The sequence below is a fragment of the Bacillus sp. FSL M8-0166 genome (assembly GCF_038008825.1).
GTDB lineage: Bacteria > Bacillota > Bacilli > Bacillales > Bacillaceae > Bacillus > Bacillus safensis.
In genome coordinates this window covers 1,479,011-1,498,904 of sequence record NZ_JBBOZZ010000001.1, presented here as the reverse complement: position 1 = coordinate 1,498,904, position 19,894 = coordinate 1,479,011, and the positions used below count along the sequence as shown (strand labels likewise).

Genomic DNA, 19,894 nt, shown 5'->3' with positions numbered 1-19,894 from the left:
GCTTGATGGTGTGTATGCTCAAAGCCTCTCTTATCTCTCAGCACATACGTCTGATGGAATTAGCACCGTGCCCTATAAGACAATTGTCTTGGCGCGTTACTTGCTGCGCCCCACTTCACAGTGGTATTAACGGTCGGTTGCTGTTGGGGTCAAAAGGCCAAATCCCTCGCCCAACTCTCGATAAGAGAAATCAATATGTAATTGTTTCGTGTCTGTTTGCATTTCTTAATTCAAGATATTATCAGAGCTGCGCTTATCATGTCAATCTTTTTTCAAAATTGCTTTACAATTCATAAAACAATCCATTACAGTGATTGTATTGTTACGTAACTTGAATAGAAGGTGAAGAAATGGAATTCCAGCAATCAGATGTATTGAAACAATTACCGAAGCAATTTTTTGCATCCCTTGTCCAAAAAGTGCAGAAAAAAGTGAAGGAAGGGGCAGATATCATAAATTTAGGGCAGGGAAATCCTGATCAGCCAACTCCTCCGCACATTGTAAAAGCCATGCAGGAAGCGGTAGCAAAACCTGAAAATCATCAATACTCCTCATTCCGTGGAACAGCGAAATTAAAAAAGGCTGCTGCCGCTTTTTATGAAAGAGAATATGGCGTCACGCTTGATCCAAAGACGGAAATTGCGATTTTATTTGGCGGGAAAGCAGGGCTTGTTGAGCTGCCGCAATGCCTGCTGAATCCGGGTGATACGCTTCTTGTCCCTGATCCTGGTTATCCTGATTATTGGTCAGGTGCTGTGCTTGCTGGAGCGAATATGGTAACCATGCCGCTTCTTGAAAAAAATGATTTTTTACCTGACTACGATTTGCTCCCTGAGGATGATAAGAAAAAGGCAAAATTAATGTACTTAAATTACCCCAACAATCCGACGGGGGCTACGGCAAGCCGTTCATTTTTTGAAGAAACCGTTACGTTTGCGAAAGATCACAAGCTATGTGTTGTCCATGATTTTGCATATGGCGGCATTGGATTTGATGGAGAAAAGCCGCTCAGCTTTCTGCAAGTAGATGGAGCGAAGGAGACGGGAATAGAAATTTACACATTGTCTAAAACGTACAATATGGCAGGGTGGAGAGTAGGATTTGCAGCAGGAAATCCGTCTGTTATTGAAGCAATTGAGCTTTATCAGGATCATCTGTTTGTCTCCCTGTTTAAAGCCACTCAAGATGCAGCAGCGGAAGCCCTATTAAGCGATCAAACGTGCGTACAGGTGCAAAATGATCGATATGAGAAAAGGCGAAATGTGTGGATTGCTGCCTGCAAAGAAATTGGCTGGGAAGTCAGTGCACCAAAGGGATCATTTTTTGCTTGGTTAAAGGTGCCAGAAGGATATACATCTGAAGCTTTTTCTGACTTATTATTAGAGAAGGCACATGTTGTTGTAGCGCCAGGTAATGGCTTTGGTGCTCACGGTGAAGGGTATGTGCGAGTAGGACTTCTAACAAGTGAGGAGCGGTTACAAGAAGCCGCTCAGCGCATCGCTGCTTTGAAGCTGTTTGAAAAAAAGCCATTGACAACATAAAAAAATGGTGCGATAATTCAGGCAATATTTAAGAAAATTGAATATTCTTATCAAGAGTAGGCAGAGGGACTAGCCCAATGAAGCCCGGCAACCGACTTCCATGAAGCACGGTGCTAATTCTTGCAGCAAGCGCTGAGAGATAAGATTCGGATGAATGACACGAAACAACCTCTTTAAGGCGCTCATGAAGCACTTGAAGAGGTTTTTTTATTGAACATATGCATGACGCAATCGAAAGGGGATTCCTAGTGAGTGAATTACTGGCAACATACGTATTAACACATCGAGAGGATGAACAAATAAATCGAAAAGCGGAGCAGATCGCGCTTGGTTTAACAGTTGGATCATGGACGGATTTGCCGCAGCTCAAAAAGGAGCAGCTTCAAAAGCATAAAGGCCGAGTTGAAAAAGTATCAGAAAAGGCTGCTCCAGACGAAAATGGCCTTTATCAATCAGAGGTGACCATTGCTTATCCTGAGGCAAACTTTTCAGCTGATTTACCAGCTGTTTTCACGACGATTTTTGGAAAGCTCTCACTAGATGGAAAAGTGAAGCTAGTCGATATCCAATTTTCTGAAGGATTTAAAAAAAGCCTGCCAGGACCGGTATTTGGAATTGATGGCATACGAAAAAAGGTAGGCGTGTTTGATCGTCCATTATTGATGAGTATTTTTAAAGGCGTCATCGGCCGTGATATGCAGGATTTAAAAGAGCAGCTCCGTTTACAGGCACTAGGCGGGGTTGATCTCATCAAAGACGATGAAATTTTATTTGAAAGTCCATTAGCTCCTTTTGAAGAACGGATCAAAGAAGGAAAAGAGATTTTAAAAGAAACGTATGAAGAGACAGGACACCGCACGCTGTATGCTGTCAATTTAACGGGCAGAACCTTTGACCTGAAGGATCGAGCGAGAAAAGCCGCTGAACTTGGGGCAGATGCGCTCTTATTCAATGTCTTTGCTTACGGCCTGGATGTCATGCAAAGCTTAGCTGAGGACCCAGATATTCCACTGCCTATTATGGCGCATCCCGCTGTGAGTGGTGCTTTGACATCCTCTCCTGAATATGGATTCTCGCATTCTCTTCTTTTAGGCAAATTAAATCGATATGCTGGCGCTGATTTGAGCCTCTTTCCCTCACCTTATGGGTCGGTTGCACTTTCTAAAAAAGATGCCCTTGGAATCTATGAAGCTTGCGTAAAAGAGGATACAGTTCAAAAAACATTCCCTGTCCCGTCAGCAGGCATTCATCCAGGAATGGTTCCAGTATTGATCAAAGATTTTGGAATTGATCATGTGATTAACGCAGGTGGAGGCATTCACGGACATCCGCGGGGAGCCATCAGCGGAGGGAAGGCATTTCGATCAATTATTGATGCAGTGATACATGAAGAGTCAATCCGAGATAAGGCGGCTTCCTGCCAAGACTTACAAGCGGCACTTGATCTTTGGGGAAGGGTAGCAGAATAAATGAAAAAACCAATTGTCTGTTGTGATTTTGATGGAACGATTACAAAAAATGATAATATCATCCGCATCATGAAACAGTTTGCACCGAGTGAATGGACGAAGCTGAAGGATGGTGTCTTGTCAAAGGAAATCACCATTCAAGAAGGCGTCGGGCAGATGTTTCAATTACTGACAAGTGATCAGAAGGATGCCATTCAATCTTTTATTTTAGAGGATACAGAGATTCGAGAAGGATTTAAGCAATTTGTGGATGAGGTAAAAAAAGCAGATATTCCTTTCTATGTACTTAGCGGGGGGATGGACTTTTTTGTCTACCCTATCCTCGAAGGCATTGTCGATCGAGACGATATTTATTGTAATCATGCATCATTTGTGGGAGACCATATTCAGATTGAGTGGCCGCATGCCTGCGATACGCAATGTCAAAATGGCTGCGGATGCTGCAAGCCCTCGATCATTCGAAAGCTGACTCATGAGGATGACTTCATCATCATGATCGGAGATTCAGTGACCGATGTGGAGGCGGCGAAATATGCGGATCTTACGTTTGCGCGCGACTACTTGCTCAATGAATGTCAAGAACTCGGGCTCGTACATAAGGAGTACGACACATTTATTGATCTACACACGCAATTTGTTCAAATAAAGGAAGTGAAGGAATGGCAGAGGCAAAGAGCAAACGCTGGCAGGAGCTAGCAGACGTTAAACGTGAACTGGCACAAAGAGACTGGTTTTTCGGAACAAGCGGTAATTTATCGATCAAGGTGTCGGATGATCCAATCACGTTTTTGGTGACGGCAAGCGGCAAAGATAAACGAAAAGAAACAAACGAAGATTTTGTGCTAGTGAATGCGGCAGGCCAGCCTCATGATCCGAACGAGCCGCTTAGACCATCAGCTGAAACACTGCTCCACACTTACGTGTATGAACGGACGAAAGCAGGCTGCTGCCTCCATGTCCATACAATTGATAATAATGTGATGTCAGAGCTGTATGGGGATAAGGGGGAAATTCGTTTTCGAGGCAACGAAATCATCAAAGCGCTTGGTTATTGGGAAGAGGATGCAGAAGTGTCGATTCCGATTATTGAAAATCCAGCTCATATTCCGCATCTTGCAGAGCAATTTGCAAAACATCTGACACTAGAGGCGTCATCTGGTGCTGTACTCATTCGCAATCATGGCATAACTGTCTGGGGAAAAACAGCCTTTGAAGCAAAACGAGTATTAGAAGCATATGAATTTTTATTTAGCTATCACTTAAAATTAGCGCTTTATCAACAGCCGCTTGTGAGATAAAAAGGAGGAAAAACAAATGGCGACGATTTTGATTCATAACGAAGAGAACACATTACTGGAAAGCGAGCAAGAGGTAGCATCATATTTAGAAAACCAAGGGGTTATTTATGAGCATTGGGATATTGAAAAGCTGCCAAACCGTTTATCAGAAAAGTATGATTTAACCGATGAGGAAAAGGAAGAGATTTTGACTGTATTCCAAAAGGAAATCAAAAGTATTTCTGAGAAAAGAGGGTACAAAGCGCAGGATGTGATTTCATTATCTGATGCCACACCAAATCTTGATGAACTGCTCCAAAACTTTAAACGTGAGCATCATCATACAGATGACGAAGTACGTTTTATTGTAAGCGGGCACGGAATCTTTGCTATTCAAGGCAAGGATGGCATCTTTTTTGATGTGAGACTGAATCCAGGCGATTTAATTTCTGTGCCGCCAAACATTCGTCATTATTTTACACTTCAAGAGGATCGCAAAGTGGTCGCAGTTCGCATATTTGTCACAACTGAGGGCTGGGTGCCAATTTACGAGGAAGAAACGGTTTAATGTTAGAGCTGATCATTCCGCATGAGGCGGAAGATCAGCTTTTTTTCAGGAAATTAGACATAAAATGAGAAAGAAAATAGTTGATTTTGATCTTCTGCATAGGATAAAATTCTGTTTAATCAATGTGTCAGTCCTGTCCAAATTTGAAGTTTACCCCCAAATTTGATTGGGTAAAAGGTCTTTAGGCTGTAAAAAATTAAATAAAATAAGCATATTTCATTTAATTTACAAATAAAGTATAATTTTGGTGTCGGATCATTTTGAGCATAGACAGTCGAAATCATTGCGGGAGCTGAGATCATGAATATTTATGTAAGGAAAGAACAATTGCTGATGTCCATTGATGAGAAGAGAAAACAAATGGTAGAAGCTGCTCAAGTGGAAGGGTACACTGGTGAGACGACAATTAAATATAGTCAAGAACTGGACAACCTAATGAATGAATATCAGCATCTTCTTTTTCATGAGAAACAATCTGCCCCCTCCTTTCATGATCTTGTGTCTCAAATGAGTCTTCTATCTGTGAACCGTCCCTCTTATTGACATAAAAAACCGGTCTTGCATAAGCAAAACCGGCTGACATCTTCAGCTATGCTGAGTGAGCAGAAGGAAGCATAATCATGACAGTCGTTCCTTTATTCACTTCGCTATGAATATCAATTGTTCCGCCATACATTGAAATGATTCGTTTACACACGACAAGACCAAGACCTGTGCCTTTTTCCTTCGACGTAATAAAGGGGAGGAAGATGTGTTTTAACATCTCTTCTGGTATGCCTTCACCTGTATCTTTCACTTTAATGATGACATGTTCTTTTTCAGCCTCGATCACAATCTTCAAATGACCGCCGTTTGGCATCGCTTCTAAAGAGTTCTTCGCTACATTTAACACGACTTGTTTAATATGATCCTTCGTGCAATACACACCAACATCTTGAATCGTATTGATCTGCAAATCCACTTCAACATTATAAAGGTTCGCCTCAGAGAAAACGATCGGCATGATTTCACTTACAATTTCTTTTACAGAGTTATTCTGCCATTTTTCTGCCGTTGGCTTTCCTAATACAAGAAATTCACTGACGATTTGGTTGATCCGTTTAATTTCTTCCTCGATGACAGAAAAATAGAGCTGATCTTCTTCTGAATGATACTTCTTTTGCAAAAGCTGGATAAATCCGCTAATCCCTGTTAATGGGTTACGAATTTCATGTGCCGTACTTGCTGCGAGGGTTCCGATCAATTCAAGCTTCTGCGCTTCGTTTTGATGACGCTCCTGCTGAGTTTGCCGCCTTAACACGATGTATTGGACAAGTGTGAATAAAATATTTAATAAAATAAAAGCACTGGATAAAGGGATCAGCATCACAGACAGCACTTCACTTGTTGAAGCACGCTGCGGAAAGACCTCCAGCTTCCAGCTGTTTTCATCTAAATATGTAGACACGGTGCTGCCGTTTTCGGATACTGGCTGTGGACCGCTTGTAAACACGACATGTCCATTTTGATTCAGCATCTTAAAATGAAGATCAGGGTTCAATACATTCATTATATTTCTTAAATAATCAATTTGAATGGCGGCAACCAGCACATTGGTGACTTCATCGTTTTCATCCAGAACAGGCACACAAATGGAGAGAATCCGCTGTTTTGTAATTCGGCTCACATAGTTGTCTGTGATCACGGTCTGCTTGGTCACTTGAATGCGTTTAAAGTAATCTCTGAATGATAGGTTGATTTTTTCCTTTAACGGGGTGGTGCTTGCTGTTACATTTCCTTTTTTGTCTAGGAGATACAGACCTGAAAAACGAGGTTCTTGTTTATAGATTTTCTCTAGGATGTTTTGTACTTTTTTCGTCTCAAGCGGCTGGTCAAATCCCATGGCAAGGGAAGTTAATCTCGCTTCTGTTTCACTTATTAAATAATTCATTTGGTTTTTGTGAATATTTAACATAAGTGTAGCGGTTTGTTTGTTCTTTAAATCAATTTTTTCAGTTTCTTTCTCGTAGATAAAATAACTAATGATTAGGGTTGGAAGCATGACCAAAATAAGGTAAAGCCTGATCTTCTTCCAAAACCCTTTCAGTATACTCATCATTCATCGCTCCAACGTATTACCTAATAGACTTATTATAGCATTGAACCTATCTTTATTACGATGACTTGTGTGATTTTTAAAAAATTAGGTGATTCGTTCTGGTCTCATTTTCGTGCTAAAGATGGATCAAAATGTTGACATTTTACTTATTGTTTATTAATGTCACATTAGTGGGTTGCATTTCATAAAGGATGATAAAAAATGGAAAATCATAATGTTGAAAAATCATTGAAATTATTTATTGTATTATCACGTGCCTATCGCTCAATTAATCATCACATGAACAAACATATTGTGAAGCACGGGCTGAATCCAACTGAATTTGCTGTGCTGGAATTGCTGTATCATAAAGGTGATCAGCCGCTTCAGCAAATCGGTGATAAGATTTTGCTTGCAAGCGGCAGCATCACGTATGTGGTCGATAAATTGGAGAAGAAAGAACTCCTCAGTCGCAAGGCTTGTGCAGAAGACCGCAGGGTGACATTTGCGCATATTACCAAGCAGGGACGAGATTTGCTTGATGACATCTTCCCAGATCATGCGAAAGAAATTCATGAGATGATCAGCGTCCTGAGCGAAGAAGAAAAGGATGCCTGCATTGATATGCTCAAACATGTGGGGCTGCGTGCAAAGCATTTATATGATCATCAAGAATAAATAAAAAGGAAGCCGCTGGCTTCCTTTTCAGCGCGCGGACAAACCCTCGCATTCGGTGTCAGTCCTGCGTGCCGGTGCTCACGAATGCCCAATTCGCTCCGCTCCGGTATACTCGTCCTTCCTAGACTGCAAAGGTTTTCTATCACGCTAAAAGAAGACAAAGGGCTAAAATAGAGATCATTTTAGCCCTTTGTCAACAAAAAGAAGCCATCGGCTTCTTTTTTTATTTCGCTTTTTTCTCAATCGGTAAAATGAGTACTTCTACACGTCGGTTTTTACTTCTGCCTTCTGCTGTATCGTTTGAGGCAATCGGTTTGAATTCGCCGTATCCTTTTGTACTAAAGTTCTCTTGGTTTAGATTGCTGTTTTCAAGAAGAATATTTAAAAAGTTCACAGCACGAATGGCGCTTAAATACCAGTTTGATTCAAATTCTGAATTTCTGATCGGTACATTATCTGTATGTCCGCTAATGACAATGTCACGAGCGGGATTAATGACGAGCAGCTTTGAGATTTCTTTTGCTAACGGGACATCCTGAGAGCGAATAACTGCCCGCCCAGAATCAAAGAAGATACTGTCCTCAATCGTAATGAGGAGTCCTTCATCCGTAAGCTTTGTTTCGAGCTTGGATCCAAGTTTCTTATTTGCAATGAATGAATCGACCTGCTGTTTGACCTTTGTGAGAACCGCTTGGTCTCGAGCCTTTGCTTTGGCTTCTTCATCTTCTTCTTCCTCGGCTGCTTTTTTGGTCTGGTTACTGTGTTCAGTTTCTTCCGTGCTTTGCATGCTGGATTGATCCATGACACCAGTACCGCCAGTAAAAACCACATTAAAAGATTTAGCCATCTGTTCATATTTCGCCGCATCAATTGAACTAGATGCAAAAAGCACAATGAAGAGGGCGAGAAGAAGCGTCAGAAGATCGGCATAAGGGATAAGCCAAGATTCATCTACATGGTCTTCATGATCATCATGTTTTTTACGTTTCCTAGCCATTTTGATTTTCTCCTTCTTCAATGACAAGATTTGCACGTTCTTTTGCTGGTAAGTACATAAGAAGTTTTTGTTCAATGACTTTTGGAGATTGACCTTCAAGAACAGAAAGAATACCTTCGATCATAATCAGACGAAGCTTTACTTCTTCCTTTGATTTACGCTTCAGCTTGTTGGCAAATGGATGCCATAACACATATCCGGTAAAAATCCCAAGCAGTGTGGCGACGAAGGCAGCACTGATTGCATGTCCAAGTGCTTCAATATCTCCCATGTTGGCAAGTGCGGCAATAAGTCCGACAACGGCGCCAAGCACCCCTAGCGTCGGAGCGTATGTACCAGCTTGTGTAAAGATTAATGCGCCTGACTGATGTCGTTCAGACATCGCGTCGACTTCTTCTGTTAAGACGTCTCGAATAAATTCAGCACTTTGGCCGTCAACCGCCATGCTTAACCCGTTCTTTAGAAAATCATCATCGACTTCCTCAAGACTTGCTTCTAATGCCAAAAGACCTTCACGACGCGCGATTTGTGCCCAGTTTGAAAATAGAGGGATCATTTCTTGAATCGTTGGAAGCTGGCTGTCTTTGAAAATTTTGCCGAACAATTTTGGTGTTTTCTTAATTTCACTAGAAGGGAATGCGATGACAACAGCTGCAACCGTCCCAACAATGATGATTAATATAGCTGCCGGGTTGAGAAGAGCAGTTAGACTCACACCTTTCAAAACCATACCGACACCTAGTGCAATAAATGCTAAAATAATACCAATTAACGATGTTTTGTCCATTATCTCACCAAATCCTTTAACTATCTTTTTCTATAGTTAATATCGGTGTGTTCCAGAAGGGTTTTAGTCAGAATATAAAATTAAGACAGTTTCTGTGAAGAATTTTTGACGAAAGCGCTTTCTATCTGCGTAAAAAGAAACTCCCTCTCATATAAAGGGAGTCTCCATTTAATCGTTTTGAGCTGGTTCATCTAAATGAAGCAGCTCTTTTAATTTTTCTTCATACATGATTTTGACAAGATCGTAGCTCCAATTCATCATGTGATCCACCTCTTTTTCTTTTATCGTAAAGGAAAAGAGACGGGGGAGCGTCGTCGTTCAGATGGAACTTAGACGCCGCAACATGTTGGAGGTGCATATCATCCTGAAGATGTAGTTATCCTTTTTTTACGACGATCTCGTCATGTTCAACATCCACAGTAAATCCAGAAAGCTGCTCCTCTTCAAGCAAGATCTCTGTCATTTGATCTTCAATGTGCTCTTGGATGGTTCTTCGAAGTGGACGAGCACCAAAGGCAGGGTGATACCCAAGATCTGCGATTTTTTCTTTCGCTTCATTTGTGACATGGACTGTTAAATTCTGTTCTTTTAATTGCTCTGACAGCTCATTGAGCAGAAGATCAACAATCTTCACTAAATCATCTCTGTCTAATGAATCAAATTGAATGATGCTGTCAAAACGGTTCAAAAATTCTGGTTTGAAGTAGCTGCTCAGTGAATCAATGAGTGATTGTTCCTCAATCGCTTCTTCCTGATCAGACTGGAAGCCGACTTTGACCGTTTTATCTGCGCTGCCTGCGTTACTTGTCATGATGATGACTGTATCTTTAAAGCTGACCGTTCTGCCCTGGCTGTCTGTTAAGCGGCCATCTTCCATGATTTGAAGGAACATGTGCTGTACATCTGGATGTGCTTTTTCAATTTCATCCAGCAAAATGATGCTGTATGGTTTTCTGCGCACTTTTTCAGTCAGCTGGCCAGCTTCATCATGTCCAACGTAACCAGGAGGAGAACCGATGAGTTTGGACACAGAGTGTTTTTCCATGTACTCACTCATATCTAAACGAATGATCGCATCTCTTGAACCAAATAATTCTTCAGCCAGCGTTTTAGACAATTCAGTTTTCCCGACACCTGTTGGTCCAACGAAAAGGAAGGAGCCAGTCGGTCTATGTTTCGATTTTAAACCAGCTCTGCTTCTTTTAACGGCTTTCGCCACTTTGTCAACTGCATGTTCCTGCCCAATCACTCGTGCTTTTAGACGGACGTCAATTTCTTTCATTTTGGTTTGTTCGTCTGCTTGCAGTTTACCGACAGGAATGCCTGTTTTTTGTTCCACAATGGCTTGAATGTCCTCTGCTGTAACGATATGTTCTTTGTCAGTTGTTTTGTTTTGAAGTCTTGCTTCAATGGCTTCTTCTTCATCGCGAAGCTTCGCTGCTTTTTCATATTGTTCTTCTTTTAGCGCAGCTTGTTTTTCTGCGGCAATTTGCGCTAATCGGTTTGTCAGCTCATCTTCACTTGCTGCATCAATGGAGAGGTTCGCTTTTGAACCAGCTTCATCCATTAAATCAATGGCTTTATCCGGCAAATGACGATCTTGAATATACCGCGAAGATAATTGAACGCACGCTTTGACCGCTTCATCTGAATAGGTGACACCATGATAGGCCTCGTACTTATCTTGAATGCCTTTTAAGATGTCGATCGCTTCATCTTGTGTTGGCTCATCCACGATGACGGGCTGGAAGCGTCGTTCGAGTGCAGCATCTTTTTCAATTTGGCGATATTCTTTTAATGTTGTCGCACCTACTAGCTGCAGTTCGCCCCTTGCAAGGGCTGGTTTTAAGATGTTTCCAGCATCCATTGATCCTTCTGCAGATCCTGCGCCCACAAGAAGGTGGATTTCATCTACAAATAAGATGATATTTTTACGGTTTTGCAGTTCTTTAATTAACTGCTTCATTCTTTCCTCAAATTGACCTCGTACACCTGTGTTTGCGACAAGTGAAGAGACATCTAATAAATAGATTTGTTTGTTCTTTAATTTATTTGGCACATCGCCGCTCGCAATTTTCAGTGCGAGTCCTTCTGCGATCGCTGTTTTCCCAACACCTGGTTCACCAATAAGAACAGGGTTATTTTTATTTCTTCTATTTAAAATCTCAATGACTCTTGCGACTTCTTCATCACGGCCAATGACTGGATCAATTAAACCAGCATTTGCTCCATCTGTTAAGTTACGGCCAAGCTCATCGAGTAAGCCCTTTTGCTTTGGCTGCTCCCCGTTTGGAGCATGTCCTGCTGCCTGAGAGAAGAATGAACTTCCTCCAAACAGCTGAGGTCCCATTTTCATTTTTGACTGCTCCATCAAAGAGGTATAGCAGTCTTCACATAAAACCATTTGGCTCCGGGACGAATTTACTTGCATATTCAGGCGAATAGTTGCTTCATTTACTTGACAATGTTGACAACGCATTTGCCATGACCTCCTTAAAATAAAGTTTGACTTTATTTGACCAATGAATGTTAAAGAAAATGGTCTATTGTTTGACCATCTTTGACTATAGTATACTCTGACCTATTTTGACTTTCAACTGTTTTGCTCAAAGGCGAATAAAAATCCTTTTTTGCATTTAATCATGGTTTGTCCTTCTTTTCAAGGAACTTGTCTCATAGGATAAAAAAGAGACAATCGAAAGTGATGGTTGCGGAGGGGTCACATGAAACGTTCAAATGAATCCGCTTTTCAGCTTGCCTTTGTATATGTAGGAACAGTGGTTGGAGCTGGGTTTGCGACAGGAAAAGAAATCGTAGAATTTTTTGTTCGTTTTGGATGGATTGGACTATTAGGAATCCTGATTAGCGGCGTTATTTTTACTGGCCTTGGTGCAAAAATGATGCTGATTTCGAAACGAATCGAAGCAGAGTCTTATCAAGATATGAACCGTTTTTTATTTGGCACAGCTGCGAGTCGATATATTAATATTATCATGTTTTTTATTTTACTTGGTGTCACCTCAGTGATGATTTCAGGCGCAGGGGCTATTTTTGAGGAACAGCTTGGCATATCGAAGGAGTATGGGATCTTTTTGACGATCATTCTGAGCGTCATTGTACTCTTTAAAGGTTCAAAAGGGTTATTTGGTGTCAACGTGCTTGTCGTTCCAATGCTGATTTTCTTTTCATTGATCGTGTTTCTTGATTCATTTGTTTTTAGCAGCAGTGAAAGTTATGTTCTTGCGCTGCAAATGGGTGAGGGCGAGTGGATATTATCAGCAGTGTCATATGGTGCCTTTAATTTAGCACTGTCACAGGCAGTGTTAGTACCCGTCGCAAATGAAATGACCTCTGAGGCTGTCATTAAAAAGGGAGCGGTGCTTGGGGGCGTCATGCTGACACTCGTTTTGCTTGCTTGCTTTTTATCTCTTTCTTCATTAGATATGCTGGAGGCGTTTGATATTCCAATGGCCCAGGTAGTGTATCAAGTCGCAAACTCCATTCATCTCATTTATTTATTTGTCATCTTCGGTGAAGTTTTTACCTCCGTCATAGGCAATTTATACGGGCTGGAGAGACAAGTGAGGGCATATATCCGAATGAACAGCATCTATACGATATCCCTTATTCTCATATGCTGCTATGTGATCAGTAAAATTGGTTACGGTACGCTGATTTCAACGGTTTATCCGGTTTTTGGCTATGTCAGCATCTTTTTTATCCTCTTTCTTTGTCTAAAAAAAGTGCCTGCATCGCTTGATAAGTAAAGAAGGGATAGCCTGCATGAAAAATATGTGGTACACTATCCTCTGTGAAAATTGAACAAAAATCCGTGAAGACGGGAGAGGTTCTAGCAAAACCCTCTATAAAAAACTAAGGACTTGCCGTATCCTTGGATGTGGCATTTTTTATTTTTTATGGCTGGGACACCTCATACACATGTAAAGGTGTCTTTTCTTTTGAGAAAAATAGGGGTTTTCAGGAGCCTTTCAGCTGCAGTGTTGTACGGTTGTACTCATCTGCAAAAGGAGGAGAACAGAAAATGAAAAATGAAAAAGCAGTCGTTGTCTTTAGCGGGGGACAGGACAGTACGACATGTTTATTATGGGCACTGCAACAATTTGAAGAGGTAGAAACAGTGACCTTTCATTATAATCAGCGTCATCAAGAAGAAATTGATGTCGCCAAAAGAATCGCTGACAAATTAGGTGTGAAGAATCATCTATTAGATATGTCTCTTTTGAATCAGCTCGCACCTAATGCTTTAACAAGAGATGACATTGATATTGAGGAAAAAGAAGGCGAGCTTCCTTCCACATTTGTGCCAGGAAGAAACTTAGTGTTCTTATCCTTTGCCTCTATTCTTGCGTATCAAATCGGAGCAAGACATATTATCACAGGAGTTTGCGAGACAGACTTTAGCGGCTATCCAGATTGCCGTGACGAGTTTGTGAAATCTTGCAACGTCACAGTGAATTTAGCAATGGAAAAGCCATTTGTTATTCATACGCCACTGATGTGGCTGAATAAAGCAGAAACATGGAAGCTGGCAGATGAGCTCAATGCGCTTGATTTTGTGAAAAATGAAACGCTCACTTGCTATAACGGCATCATCTCTGATGGCTGCGGGGAATGTCCTGCGTGTAAGCTGCGGAAAAACGGCTATGACACTTATATGGAAATGAAGGAGGCAAAATAAATGCTTTCTCAAATCTATCCACAAACCGATCATCCATTTTCATTTGAATTGAACAAAGACATGCATGTATCAGCTGCCCATTTCATCCCGCGAGAAGATGCTGGCGCATGCAGCCGTGTTCATGGTCATACGTACACCATCAATATCACGATTGCGGGAGACGACCTAGATGACTCGGGTTTCCTTGTCAATTTCAGTACATTGAAGAAGCTCATTCATGGGCAGTACGATCACACGCTTCTTAATGATCATGAGGAATTTTCATCAAACGATCCATACGCGATGCCAACCACTGAGGTGGTGGCAAAGACCGTACATGACAAAGTCGCAGCGTATTTATCGACTTTAGCGAACAAGCCGACATGTGTTCAGGTCTTTGTCAGAGAGACACCAACAAGCTACTGCATTTACCGTCCGAAACGAGTTGAGATCAATGGCTAAAACGATTCCTGTATTAGAAATCTTTGGTCCAACCATTCAAGGAGAAGGAATGGTCATTGGACAAAAAACCATGTTTGTCAGAACGGCTGGCTGTGACTACTCGTGCAGCTGGTGTGATTCCTCTTTTACATGGGATGGCTCAGCGAAGCATGACATTCAGTGGCTTGAGGCAGAAGACATTGTCAAAGAATTAAAAAGAATAGGCGGACAGGCTTTTTCTCATGTCACCATTTCAGGAGGAAATCCGGCGCTTTTAAAACAAATGGAATCCCTCATTGATTTACTGCATGAAGAGGGGATTGATACAGCGCTTGAAACACAAGGAACGATGTATCAGGAATGGTTTTTGAAAATTGATGATTTAACCATTTCTCCTAAGCCGCCAAGCTCAAATATGAAAACTGATTTTACGAAACTAACACGTATCATAGATGAGCTGAAAAGCGGAAACAGGTTGCAGCATGCTAGCCTGAAGGTCGTGATCTTTGACGATCGTGATCTAGCCTATGCGAAGGATGTTCATGCGAAATACCCTGAGCTTCCTTTTTATTTGCAGGTAGGAAATGATGACACGACGACAGGTGATGATGCGTACTTATTGACGCATTTATTAAAGAAATATGAAGCGCTCGTAGATCAAGTCGCGCAAGATCCAGACTTAAACCGCGTAAGAGTGCTGCCGCAGCTTCACACGCTATTGTGGGGAAATAAACGAGGCGTATAGAAAGGAAGAGATGACATGACGACAAGAAAACCAGAAGAATTAGAAGGTGTCACGTTACTAGGAAACCAAGGAACCAATTATTTGTTTGATTATGCACCTCAAGTGCTTGAAACGTTCCCGAATAAACATACAAATAGAGATTATTTTGTGAAATTCAACTGCCCAGAATTTACGTCACTTTGTCCGCAAACAGGACAGCCGGATTTTGCGACGGTTTATATCAGCTATATCCCAAATGAAATCATGGTCGAAAGTAAATCACTAAAATTATATTTGTTCAGTTTCCGTAACCATGGTGACTTCCATGAGGACTGTATGAACATTATTATGAACGACCTGATTGAATTGATGGACCCAAGGTATATTGAAGTATGGGGCAAATTTACACCAAGAGGCGGTATTTCAATTGACCCGTATACGAACTACGGGAAACCTGGGACAAAGTATGAAGAAATGGCATCGTATCGTATGATGAATCATGATATGTATCCAGAAACGATTGATAATCGCTAATTATTCCGTTGTGTGAAACGAAGTGGAGTCACAGTAAAATCCGAACATTCAGTGCTAATTTTCAGCGGAAGTGTGACCCGTCACACTAAAAGTGGGAAAAGTGGCTTTACTCATGAGAATTGTATTAAAAAGTGTGACCTGAGGTGCAACCGAACGGTGACTTTTATGCAGTGAAAAATTGATAGGACAGAAGCAGATTAAGGCGTACAATTTGTACGTCTTTTCTTTTTTATCCGAAAGAAAAAATGCCTATCTAAAGATCATAGGCATTAAATATTATTTTCAATATCTTCATTTATTTTTTGGCTAAGTTTCTGAACCTTCTCTTTAACATTTGAAACAGCTCTTTTTTGAATTTCATCAAAGTTCTCCGTCCATGCCATTTCTTATTAGAACTTCACTTTCAAAATTGAATATCTCATTTATTTCTGACTGTTCTTCATCTGTGAGGTGATGGTATTGAAGTTGTTTAGCATTTACTTCAGCAGCTACATCAATTCTAACTTTAGTTGTTCTGGTTGTACAATTTCATATTCACCTTCTGCATACTCTTGCTCCGCATAATGGATTCCCCATTGACAGAGCTCCTGCAAGATAGGTTTAAGAGATTCTCCAAGTTCAGTGGATGAATATTCAACCTTCGGCGGTACTTGATTATACATCTTTCTGCTCACAAGTCCACTGGCTTCAAGCTCTCTAAGTGTTTGAATCAGCATTTTCTGAGTTATATTTGGGATAATGCGCTTTAATTCACTCGTTCTCTTTGGTCCATTCATTAAAAAGTATAATACAAGACCTTTCCATTTTCCGCCAATAACTTCCTTTGTCACTTCAAACCCACAGCTGAATTGTTTCATATCTAAAGCTCTCCATTCCACATTTATTACTTTTTAGTTACTATATCACAAAAAAGTGGGTACTTCCGATAATGTGCTTACTGAAGGATACTATATCTTGTAGGTTGTTCTTCAAGTACTTAAAGGTACTAGACATAAAATAATATTAATTCTAAGGAGTGTTAAGGATGGGGAAATTTGAAGGTAAAATAGCGCTTGTAACGGGGGGAACAAGTGGGATTGGTCTTGCTACAGCAAAAAAATTTGTAAACGAAGGTGCATATGTTTATATCACGGGACGTAGACAAAACGAACTTGATAAAGCTGTTAACCAAATTGGCAAGAACGTAACCGGTGTTCAAGGTGATATTTCTAAGCTTGAAGACTTAGACAAACTATATGACATGATAAAGCAGGAAAAAGGTAAGTTGGACATTCTTTTTGCTAATGCAGGCACCGGCAACTTCCTTCCATTAGGTGAAATTACTGAAGAGCAGGTTGATAGAACGTTCGACATTAACGTTAAAGGAACCATCTTTACTGTTCAAAAAGCGTTATCGCTATTCCCGGACAAAGTAGGTTCTATTATTGTAACGGGCTCTACTGCTGGATCAATTGGCAACCCAGCGTTTAGTGTATATGGAGCATCTAAAGCAGCATTAAGAGCACTAGTCCGCAACTGGATTCTTGACCTAAAAGGTACTGAAATCCGTGTAAATGTGGTAAGTCCAGGAGTTATTCTTACACCTGCATACGATGAGCTTTTTGGTGATGCACTTGAAGGAGCGATGGAAAATGCCAGAAATACTGTTCCAGCTGGAAAAGTTGGGACACCTGAAGAAGTAGCAAACGCTGTATCTTTCCTTGCATCAGACGAAAGCAGTTACTTGACGGGTGTTGAATTGTTCGTAGATGGCGGGCTAGCACAGGTATAATGTCACTGCGAAGGGATTACAAATCGTCCCCAAAAAAAGTTAATGGGGATTAACTTGAGTCGTATAAAAAAGTCGTTTTCCTTATGTTCTGAGTAACCACAAATGCTGCAAACTAAGTTTGATGATGGATATGTAAAATGAGAAAATAGGAAAAGACATGCCGGATGCATGTCTTTTTTTATGAGATTGAAGCGAATCGATCATAAAAAAAGAGAAGAGTCATGTCACTCTTCTCATACGAATGGGAATAGAACTTGCTAGGACGGCTGGGGGCTACCAGCTCGTAAACATATTATACATGACAGAACGTATGTTTGTAAAGAGGGATCATGCTTTTTTTGCTTATCTCAATTGATTTAAGATAAAATAGGGGCAATGAATGATAAACGGAGGCGTTTGAGTTGGCAAACAAAGAAGAGAAGACAGAGCAGCTGCTAATGGAGCTAAGGGAAGAGCTTCAAATGCTCGAACATCAAAACAAAGAACGGTATAAATGGAGTGCCTCCACATTGCTTGGAGTGATTGCCCTCTTGATTGATAAAGGAGTGATCACACCCGAGGAAGTCGAGATGTACAAGACGAAGGCGGAAATGCAAACCTTTCATACGCAAAAAGACTGATCCCCTCTTTACAAGGTATCAGTCTTTTTCATATGTGATTGTCAAAATAGCGCAAAGTTGTCAAACAAGCCAAATTTGCTTTATATATACGTATGTACCGATCGTCTGAATTGAGGATTGCAAATTAATGTACGGAGTCTTTGATGATTTTATAGTTTTTATGATTAACGACTGTTAGTGAATCCAGTTCTAAATCTCTATAGTTGTCCATAATGGTGACGTCCACAATGACAGAGTTTTCATTCACTTTTTCAACTACACCTGTTAAACCATTTCTAAATTCGATCACATTTCCAATTTTTGCAATCTTCAACCGATCCCTCTCCTTTAAAAACAGATTTCATTCCCTATTAAAAAGTATTTTGCAATATTTTCATACCAATGTAAAGGATAAAGACGTTTTTGTTTTGTTTTCGTTGTATGCTTTTCTAACGAATGGTATATTTAATATTTGATCATGGCTGAAAAGGAGCGGTTTTTTTGACTGAAGAACAAATCCTCACAATACTCAAATCTTTACGGAATGGGACGGAAAAACAAGTGACCATTCAAAAAGATGATTTTTTAACGTTTCGTTCTGTTTTGGTGAATCAAGATGATTTTAAACATTTTCGCGGGATCGCCAAACATGGTGGAGTTGTTATTTTTGAATATCTTACAGAAGCAAGAAGCTAAAGCTTTTTCTCATTGATGAGAGAAAGCTTTTTTATTTTCGTCCTTTTGTCACACTTCAAACCACTCTGATACATATGAAAAGAAAATGTAATAACCCATAATCAGGAGCATAAGGATGATGATAGGTGAAAAGGGGTCCTTTGTAAGCGCTGACAATTCCATTTTATGTGCACTCAACTAGGACATGCCATTTAATGACGGAATTTGGACAGGCATGTAAATCTTTGTGCGTGAAAATAGAATGAGCTCTTGTTAGAGTGGACAAGTATCTTACAGCCTACTTTTGATTAAAGGAGGAAAAAGGCGAATGATTAAAATTCATACAGCTCTTTTTGTCATCCTGATGCTCGTTGCAGCAATGAAGATGGACAATATACAAGAGCAGCAAGGCACATTAAGTCACGAACTTTCACAAGCACCTGTTAAACATCAGCTTTCATATATAGATCAAGATCACGATCAAGTCATCCCGGCATTTTCTGAGGAGAAGCGTCAGCCAAAAGTGAAAATGCTAAGTACGTCAACAGAAGAAAATTCTTCAAAACCGAAGCAAAAGAAAAAAGTAAAATCTGAATCGACGAATAAGGCAAGCGGCAAACAATATTCTAATGAAGAAATGGACTTGCTTTCTCGATTGGTACATGCTGAAGCGAAAGGTGAATCTTACGAAGGGAAAAAAGCGGTGGCAAGCGTCGTCTTAAACAGGGTGGAGCATCGTTCTTTTCCTGACAGCGTTAAAGGTGTGATTTATCAGCGAAATGCTTTCCAGCCAGTATCAAATGGAAGTATTCATGATAAGGCAGATCAAGATTCCATTAAAGCTGTGAAGCAGGTAGTAAAAGAGCATGACAGAACAACAAAGGCTATTTACTTTTATAATCCAAAAACGGCAACAGATCATTGGATTCGTTCCCGCAAAATTGTAGAACGCATCGGACGTCACGTATTTGCCGTATAAAGAAAAAGAGCGATCAATCAGATTGCTCTTTTTTTGTCTTCAATTATTAAAATATTTTTTGGACTTGTCTCATAGAATGTGAAAAGAATTTGCTTTAGA

At 40.5% G+C, this 19,894-nt stretch carries 22 protein-coding genes and 3 riboswitches; of the genes, 16 read left to right on the top strand and 6 right to left on the bottom strand.

The features are described from left to right. Positions 1 to 28: 28 nt before the first annotated feature. A riboswitch (SAM riboswitch) is annotated at positions 29 to 186 on the bottom strand. 164 nt (positions 187 to 350) lie between these two features. The 6 genes from NSS92_RS07970 to NSS92_RS07945 all read left to right on the top strand — a co-directional run bounded on the left by NSS92_RS07970 (position 351) and on the right by NSS92_RS07945 (position 5,398). Then, complete coding sequence (locus NSS92_RS07970; RefSeq protein ID WP_340867290.1) at positions 351 to 1,541, top strand: pyridoxal phosphate-dependent aminotransferase; 1,191 nt, start codon at positions 351 to 353, stop codon at positions 1,539 to 1,541. Positions 1,542 to 1,585: 44 nt separating this feature from the next. After that, positions 1,586 to 1,687, top strand: a riboswitch (SAM riboswitch). Positions 1,688 to 1,789: 102 nt separating this feature from the next. Further along, a complete protein-coding gene (mtnW, locus tag NSS92_RS07965) occupies positions 1,790 to 3,010 on the top strand; it encodes a 2,3-diketo-5-methylthiopentyl-1-phosphate enolase (RefSeq protein ID WP_340867289.1) in 1,221 nt (406 codons plus the stop codon). Beyond that, a complete protein-coding gene (locus NSS92_RS07960; protein ID WP_267586119.1) occupies positions 3,011 to 3,706 on the top strand; it encodes a 2-hydroxy-3-keto-5-methylthiopentenyl-1-phosphate phosphatase in 696 nt (231 codons plus the stop codon). Continuing rightward, a complete protein-coding gene (locus NSS92_RS07955; RefSeq protein WP_267586120.1) occupies positions 3,670 to 4,308 on the top strand; it encodes a methylthioribulose 1-phosphate dehydratase in 639 nt (212 codons plus the stop codon). The genes NSS92_RS07960 and NSS92_RS07955 overlap by 37 nt, the downstream gene beginning before the upstream one ends. A 16-nt stretch (positions 4,309 to 4,324) precedes the next feature. Further along, on the top strand, positions 4,325 to 4,855 hold the full coding sequence (locus tag NSS92_RS07950) for a 1,2-dihydroxy-3-keto-5-methylthiopentene dioxygenase (protein WP_267586121.1): 531 nt from the start codon (positions 4,325 to 4,327) through the stop codon (positions 4,853 to 4,855). Between the two features lie 300 nt (positions 4,856 to 5,155). Beyond that, complete coding sequence (locus tag NSS92_RS07945) at positions 5,156 to 5,398, top strand: aspartyl-phosphate phosphatase Spo0E family protein (RefSeq protein ID WP_034322108.1); 243 nt, start codon at positions 5,156 to 5,158, stop codon at positions 5,396 to 5,398. Between the two features lie 46 nt (positions 5,399 to 5,444). On the opposite strand, the gene NSS92_RS07940 is transcribed toward NSS92_RS07945, so the two are convergent. Continuing rightward, positions 5,445 to 6,950 carry an ATP-binding protein gene (locus NSS92_RS07940; protein ID WP_267586122.1) on the bottom strand — a complete coding sequence of 502 codons (1,506 nt, stop codon included), beginning with the start codon at positions 6,948 to 6,950 and terminating at the stop codon, positions 5,445 to 5,447. 204 nt (positions 6,951 to 7,154) lie between these two features. Between NSS92_RS07940 and NSS92_RS07935 the strand changes: the two genes are divergently transcribed. Then, entirely contained in the window at positions 7,155 to 7,610 is a 456-nt protein-coding gene (locus tag NSS92_RS07935) for a MarR family winged helix-turn-helix transcriptional regulator (protein ID WP_267586123.1), read from the top strand. Positions 7,611 to 7,833: 223 nt separating this feature from the next. Here the strand turns inward: NSS92_RS07935 and motB are convergent, their stop codons facing one another. The 3 genes from motB to NSS92_RS07920 all read right to left on the bottom strand — a co-directional run bounded on the left by motB (position 7,834) and on the right by NSS92_RS07920 (position 11,873). Continuing rightward, positions 7,834 to 8,607, bottom strand: coding sequence for a flagellar motor protein MotB (gene motB / locus NSS92_RS07930; protein WP_340867288.1), 774 nt, complete (start codon positions 8,605 to 8,607; stop codon positions 7,834 to 7,836). Further along, a complete protein-coding gene (motA, locus tag NSS92_RS07925; protein ID WP_024424680.1) occupies positions 8,600 to 9,394 on the bottom strand; it encodes a flagellar motor stator protein MotA in 795 nt (264 codons plus the stop codon). Before motA ends, motB begins: the two co-directional genes overlap by 8 nt. A gap of 376 nt (positions 9,395 to 9,770) precedes the next feature. Then, positions 9,771 to 11,873: an ATP-dependent Clp protease ATP-binding subunit gene (locus tag NSS92_RS07920; RefSeq protein ID WP_340867287.1), complete on the bottom strand. Its 2,103-nt coding sequence runs from the start codon at positions 11,871 to 11,873 to the stop codon at positions 9,771 to 9,773. A 244-nt stretch (positions 11,874 to 12,117) separates the two neighbouring features. Between NSS92_RS07920 and NSS92_RS07915 the strand changes: the two genes are divergently transcribed. From NSS92_RS07915 to queF, 5 genes are all read left to right on the top strand, one after another. After that, on the top strand, positions 12,118 to 13,161 hold the full coding sequence (locus NSS92_RS07915) for a YkvI family membrane protein (RefSeq protein ID WP_340867286.1): 1,044 nt from the start codon (positions 12,118 to 12,120) through the stop codon (positions 13,159 to 13,161). A gap of 71 nt (positions 13,162 to 13,232) precedes the next feature. After that, a riboswitch (PreQ1 riboswitch) is annotated at positions 13,233 to 13,277 on the top strand. Positions 13,278 to 13,436: 159 nt separating this feature from the next. Continuing rightward, positions 13,437 to 14,093, top strand: coding sequence for a 7-cyano-7-deazaguanine synthase QueC (gene queC, locus NSS92_RS07910; protein ID WP_024424683.1), 657 nt, complete (start codon positions 13,437 to 13,439; stop codon positions 14,091 to 14,093). Next, the gene (queD, locus tag NSS92_RS07905; RefSeq protein ID WP_142944640.1) at positions 14,094 to 14,534 is read left to right on the top strand and encodes a 6-carboxytetrahydropterin synthase QueD; all 441 of its coding nucleotides are present in this window, start codon (positions 14,094 to 14,096) and stop codon (positions 14,532 to 14,534) included. Beyond that, complete coding sequence (gene queE / locus NSS92_RS07900) at positions 14,527 to 15,258, top strand: 7-carboxy-7-deazaguanine synthase QueE (protein WP_267586128.1); 732 nt, start codon at positions 14,527 to 14,529, stop codon at positions 15,256 to 15,258. The genes queD and queE overlap by 8 nt, the downstream gene beginning before the upstream one ends. A gap of 15 nt (positions 15,259 to 15,273) precedes the next feature. Further along, a complete protein-coding gene (gene queF, locus NSS92_RS07895) occupies positions 15,274 to 15,771 on the top strand; it encodes a preQ(1) synthase (protein WP_003211403.1) in 498 nt (165 codons plus the stop codon). A gap of 488 nt (positions 15,772 to 16,259) precedes the next feature. Here the strand turns inward: queF and NSS92_RS07890 are convergent, their stop codons facing one another. Next, positions 16,260 to 16,628 carry a winged helix-turn-helix transcriptional regulator gene (locus NSS92_RS07890; protein WP_340867285.1) on the bottom strand — a complete coding sequence of 123 codons (369 nt, stop codon included), beginning with the start codon at positions 16,626 to 16,628 and terminating at the stop codon, positions 16,260 to 16,262. Positions 16,629 to 16,795: 167 nt separating this feature from the next. On the opposite strand from NSS92_RS07890, the gene NSS92_RS07885 reads away from it, so the two are divergent. Beyond that, complete coding sequence (locus NSS92_RS07885) at positions 16,796 to 17,542, top strand: SDR family NAD(P)-dependent oxidoreductase (protein ID WP_340867284.1); 747 nt, start codon at positions 16,796 to 16,798, stop codon at positions 17,540 to 17,542. A gap of 401 nt (positions 17,543 to 17,943) precedes the next feature. Further along, positions 17,944 to 18,162, top strand: a complete 219-nt coding sequence (locus tag NSS92_RS07880) for a hypothetical protein (RefSeq protein WP_267586131.1) — start codon at positions 17,944 to 17,946, stop codon at positions 18,160 to 18,162. 124 nt (positions 18,163 to 18,286) lie between these two features. Here NSS92_RS07880 and NSS92_RS07875 read toward each other — a convergent pair whose 3' ends face one another. After that, entirely contained in the window at positions 18,287 to 18,475 is a 189-nt protein-coding gene (locus tag NSS92_RS07875; RefSeq protein ID WP_003211747.1) for a YkvS family protein, read from the bottom strand. A gap of 167 nt (positions 18,476 to 18,642) precedes the next feature. Here NSS92_RS07875 and NSS92_RS07870 point away from each other — a divergent pair, with 167 nt between their 5' ends. After that, complete coding sequence (locus tag NSS92_RS07870) at positions 18,643 to 18,837, top strand: hypothetical protein (RefSeq protein ID WP_340867283.1); 195 nt, start codon at positions 18,643 to 18,645, stop codon at positions 18,835 to 18,837. A 307-nt stretch (positions 18,838 to 19,144) separates the two neighbouring features. Further along, positions 19,145 to 19,795, top strand: a complete 651-nt coding sequence (locus NSS92_RS07865; protein ID WP_267586132.1) for a cell wall hydrolase — start codon at positions 19,145 to 19,147, stop codon at positions 19,793 to 19,795. Positions 19,796 to 19,894: the final 99 nt, after the last annotated feature.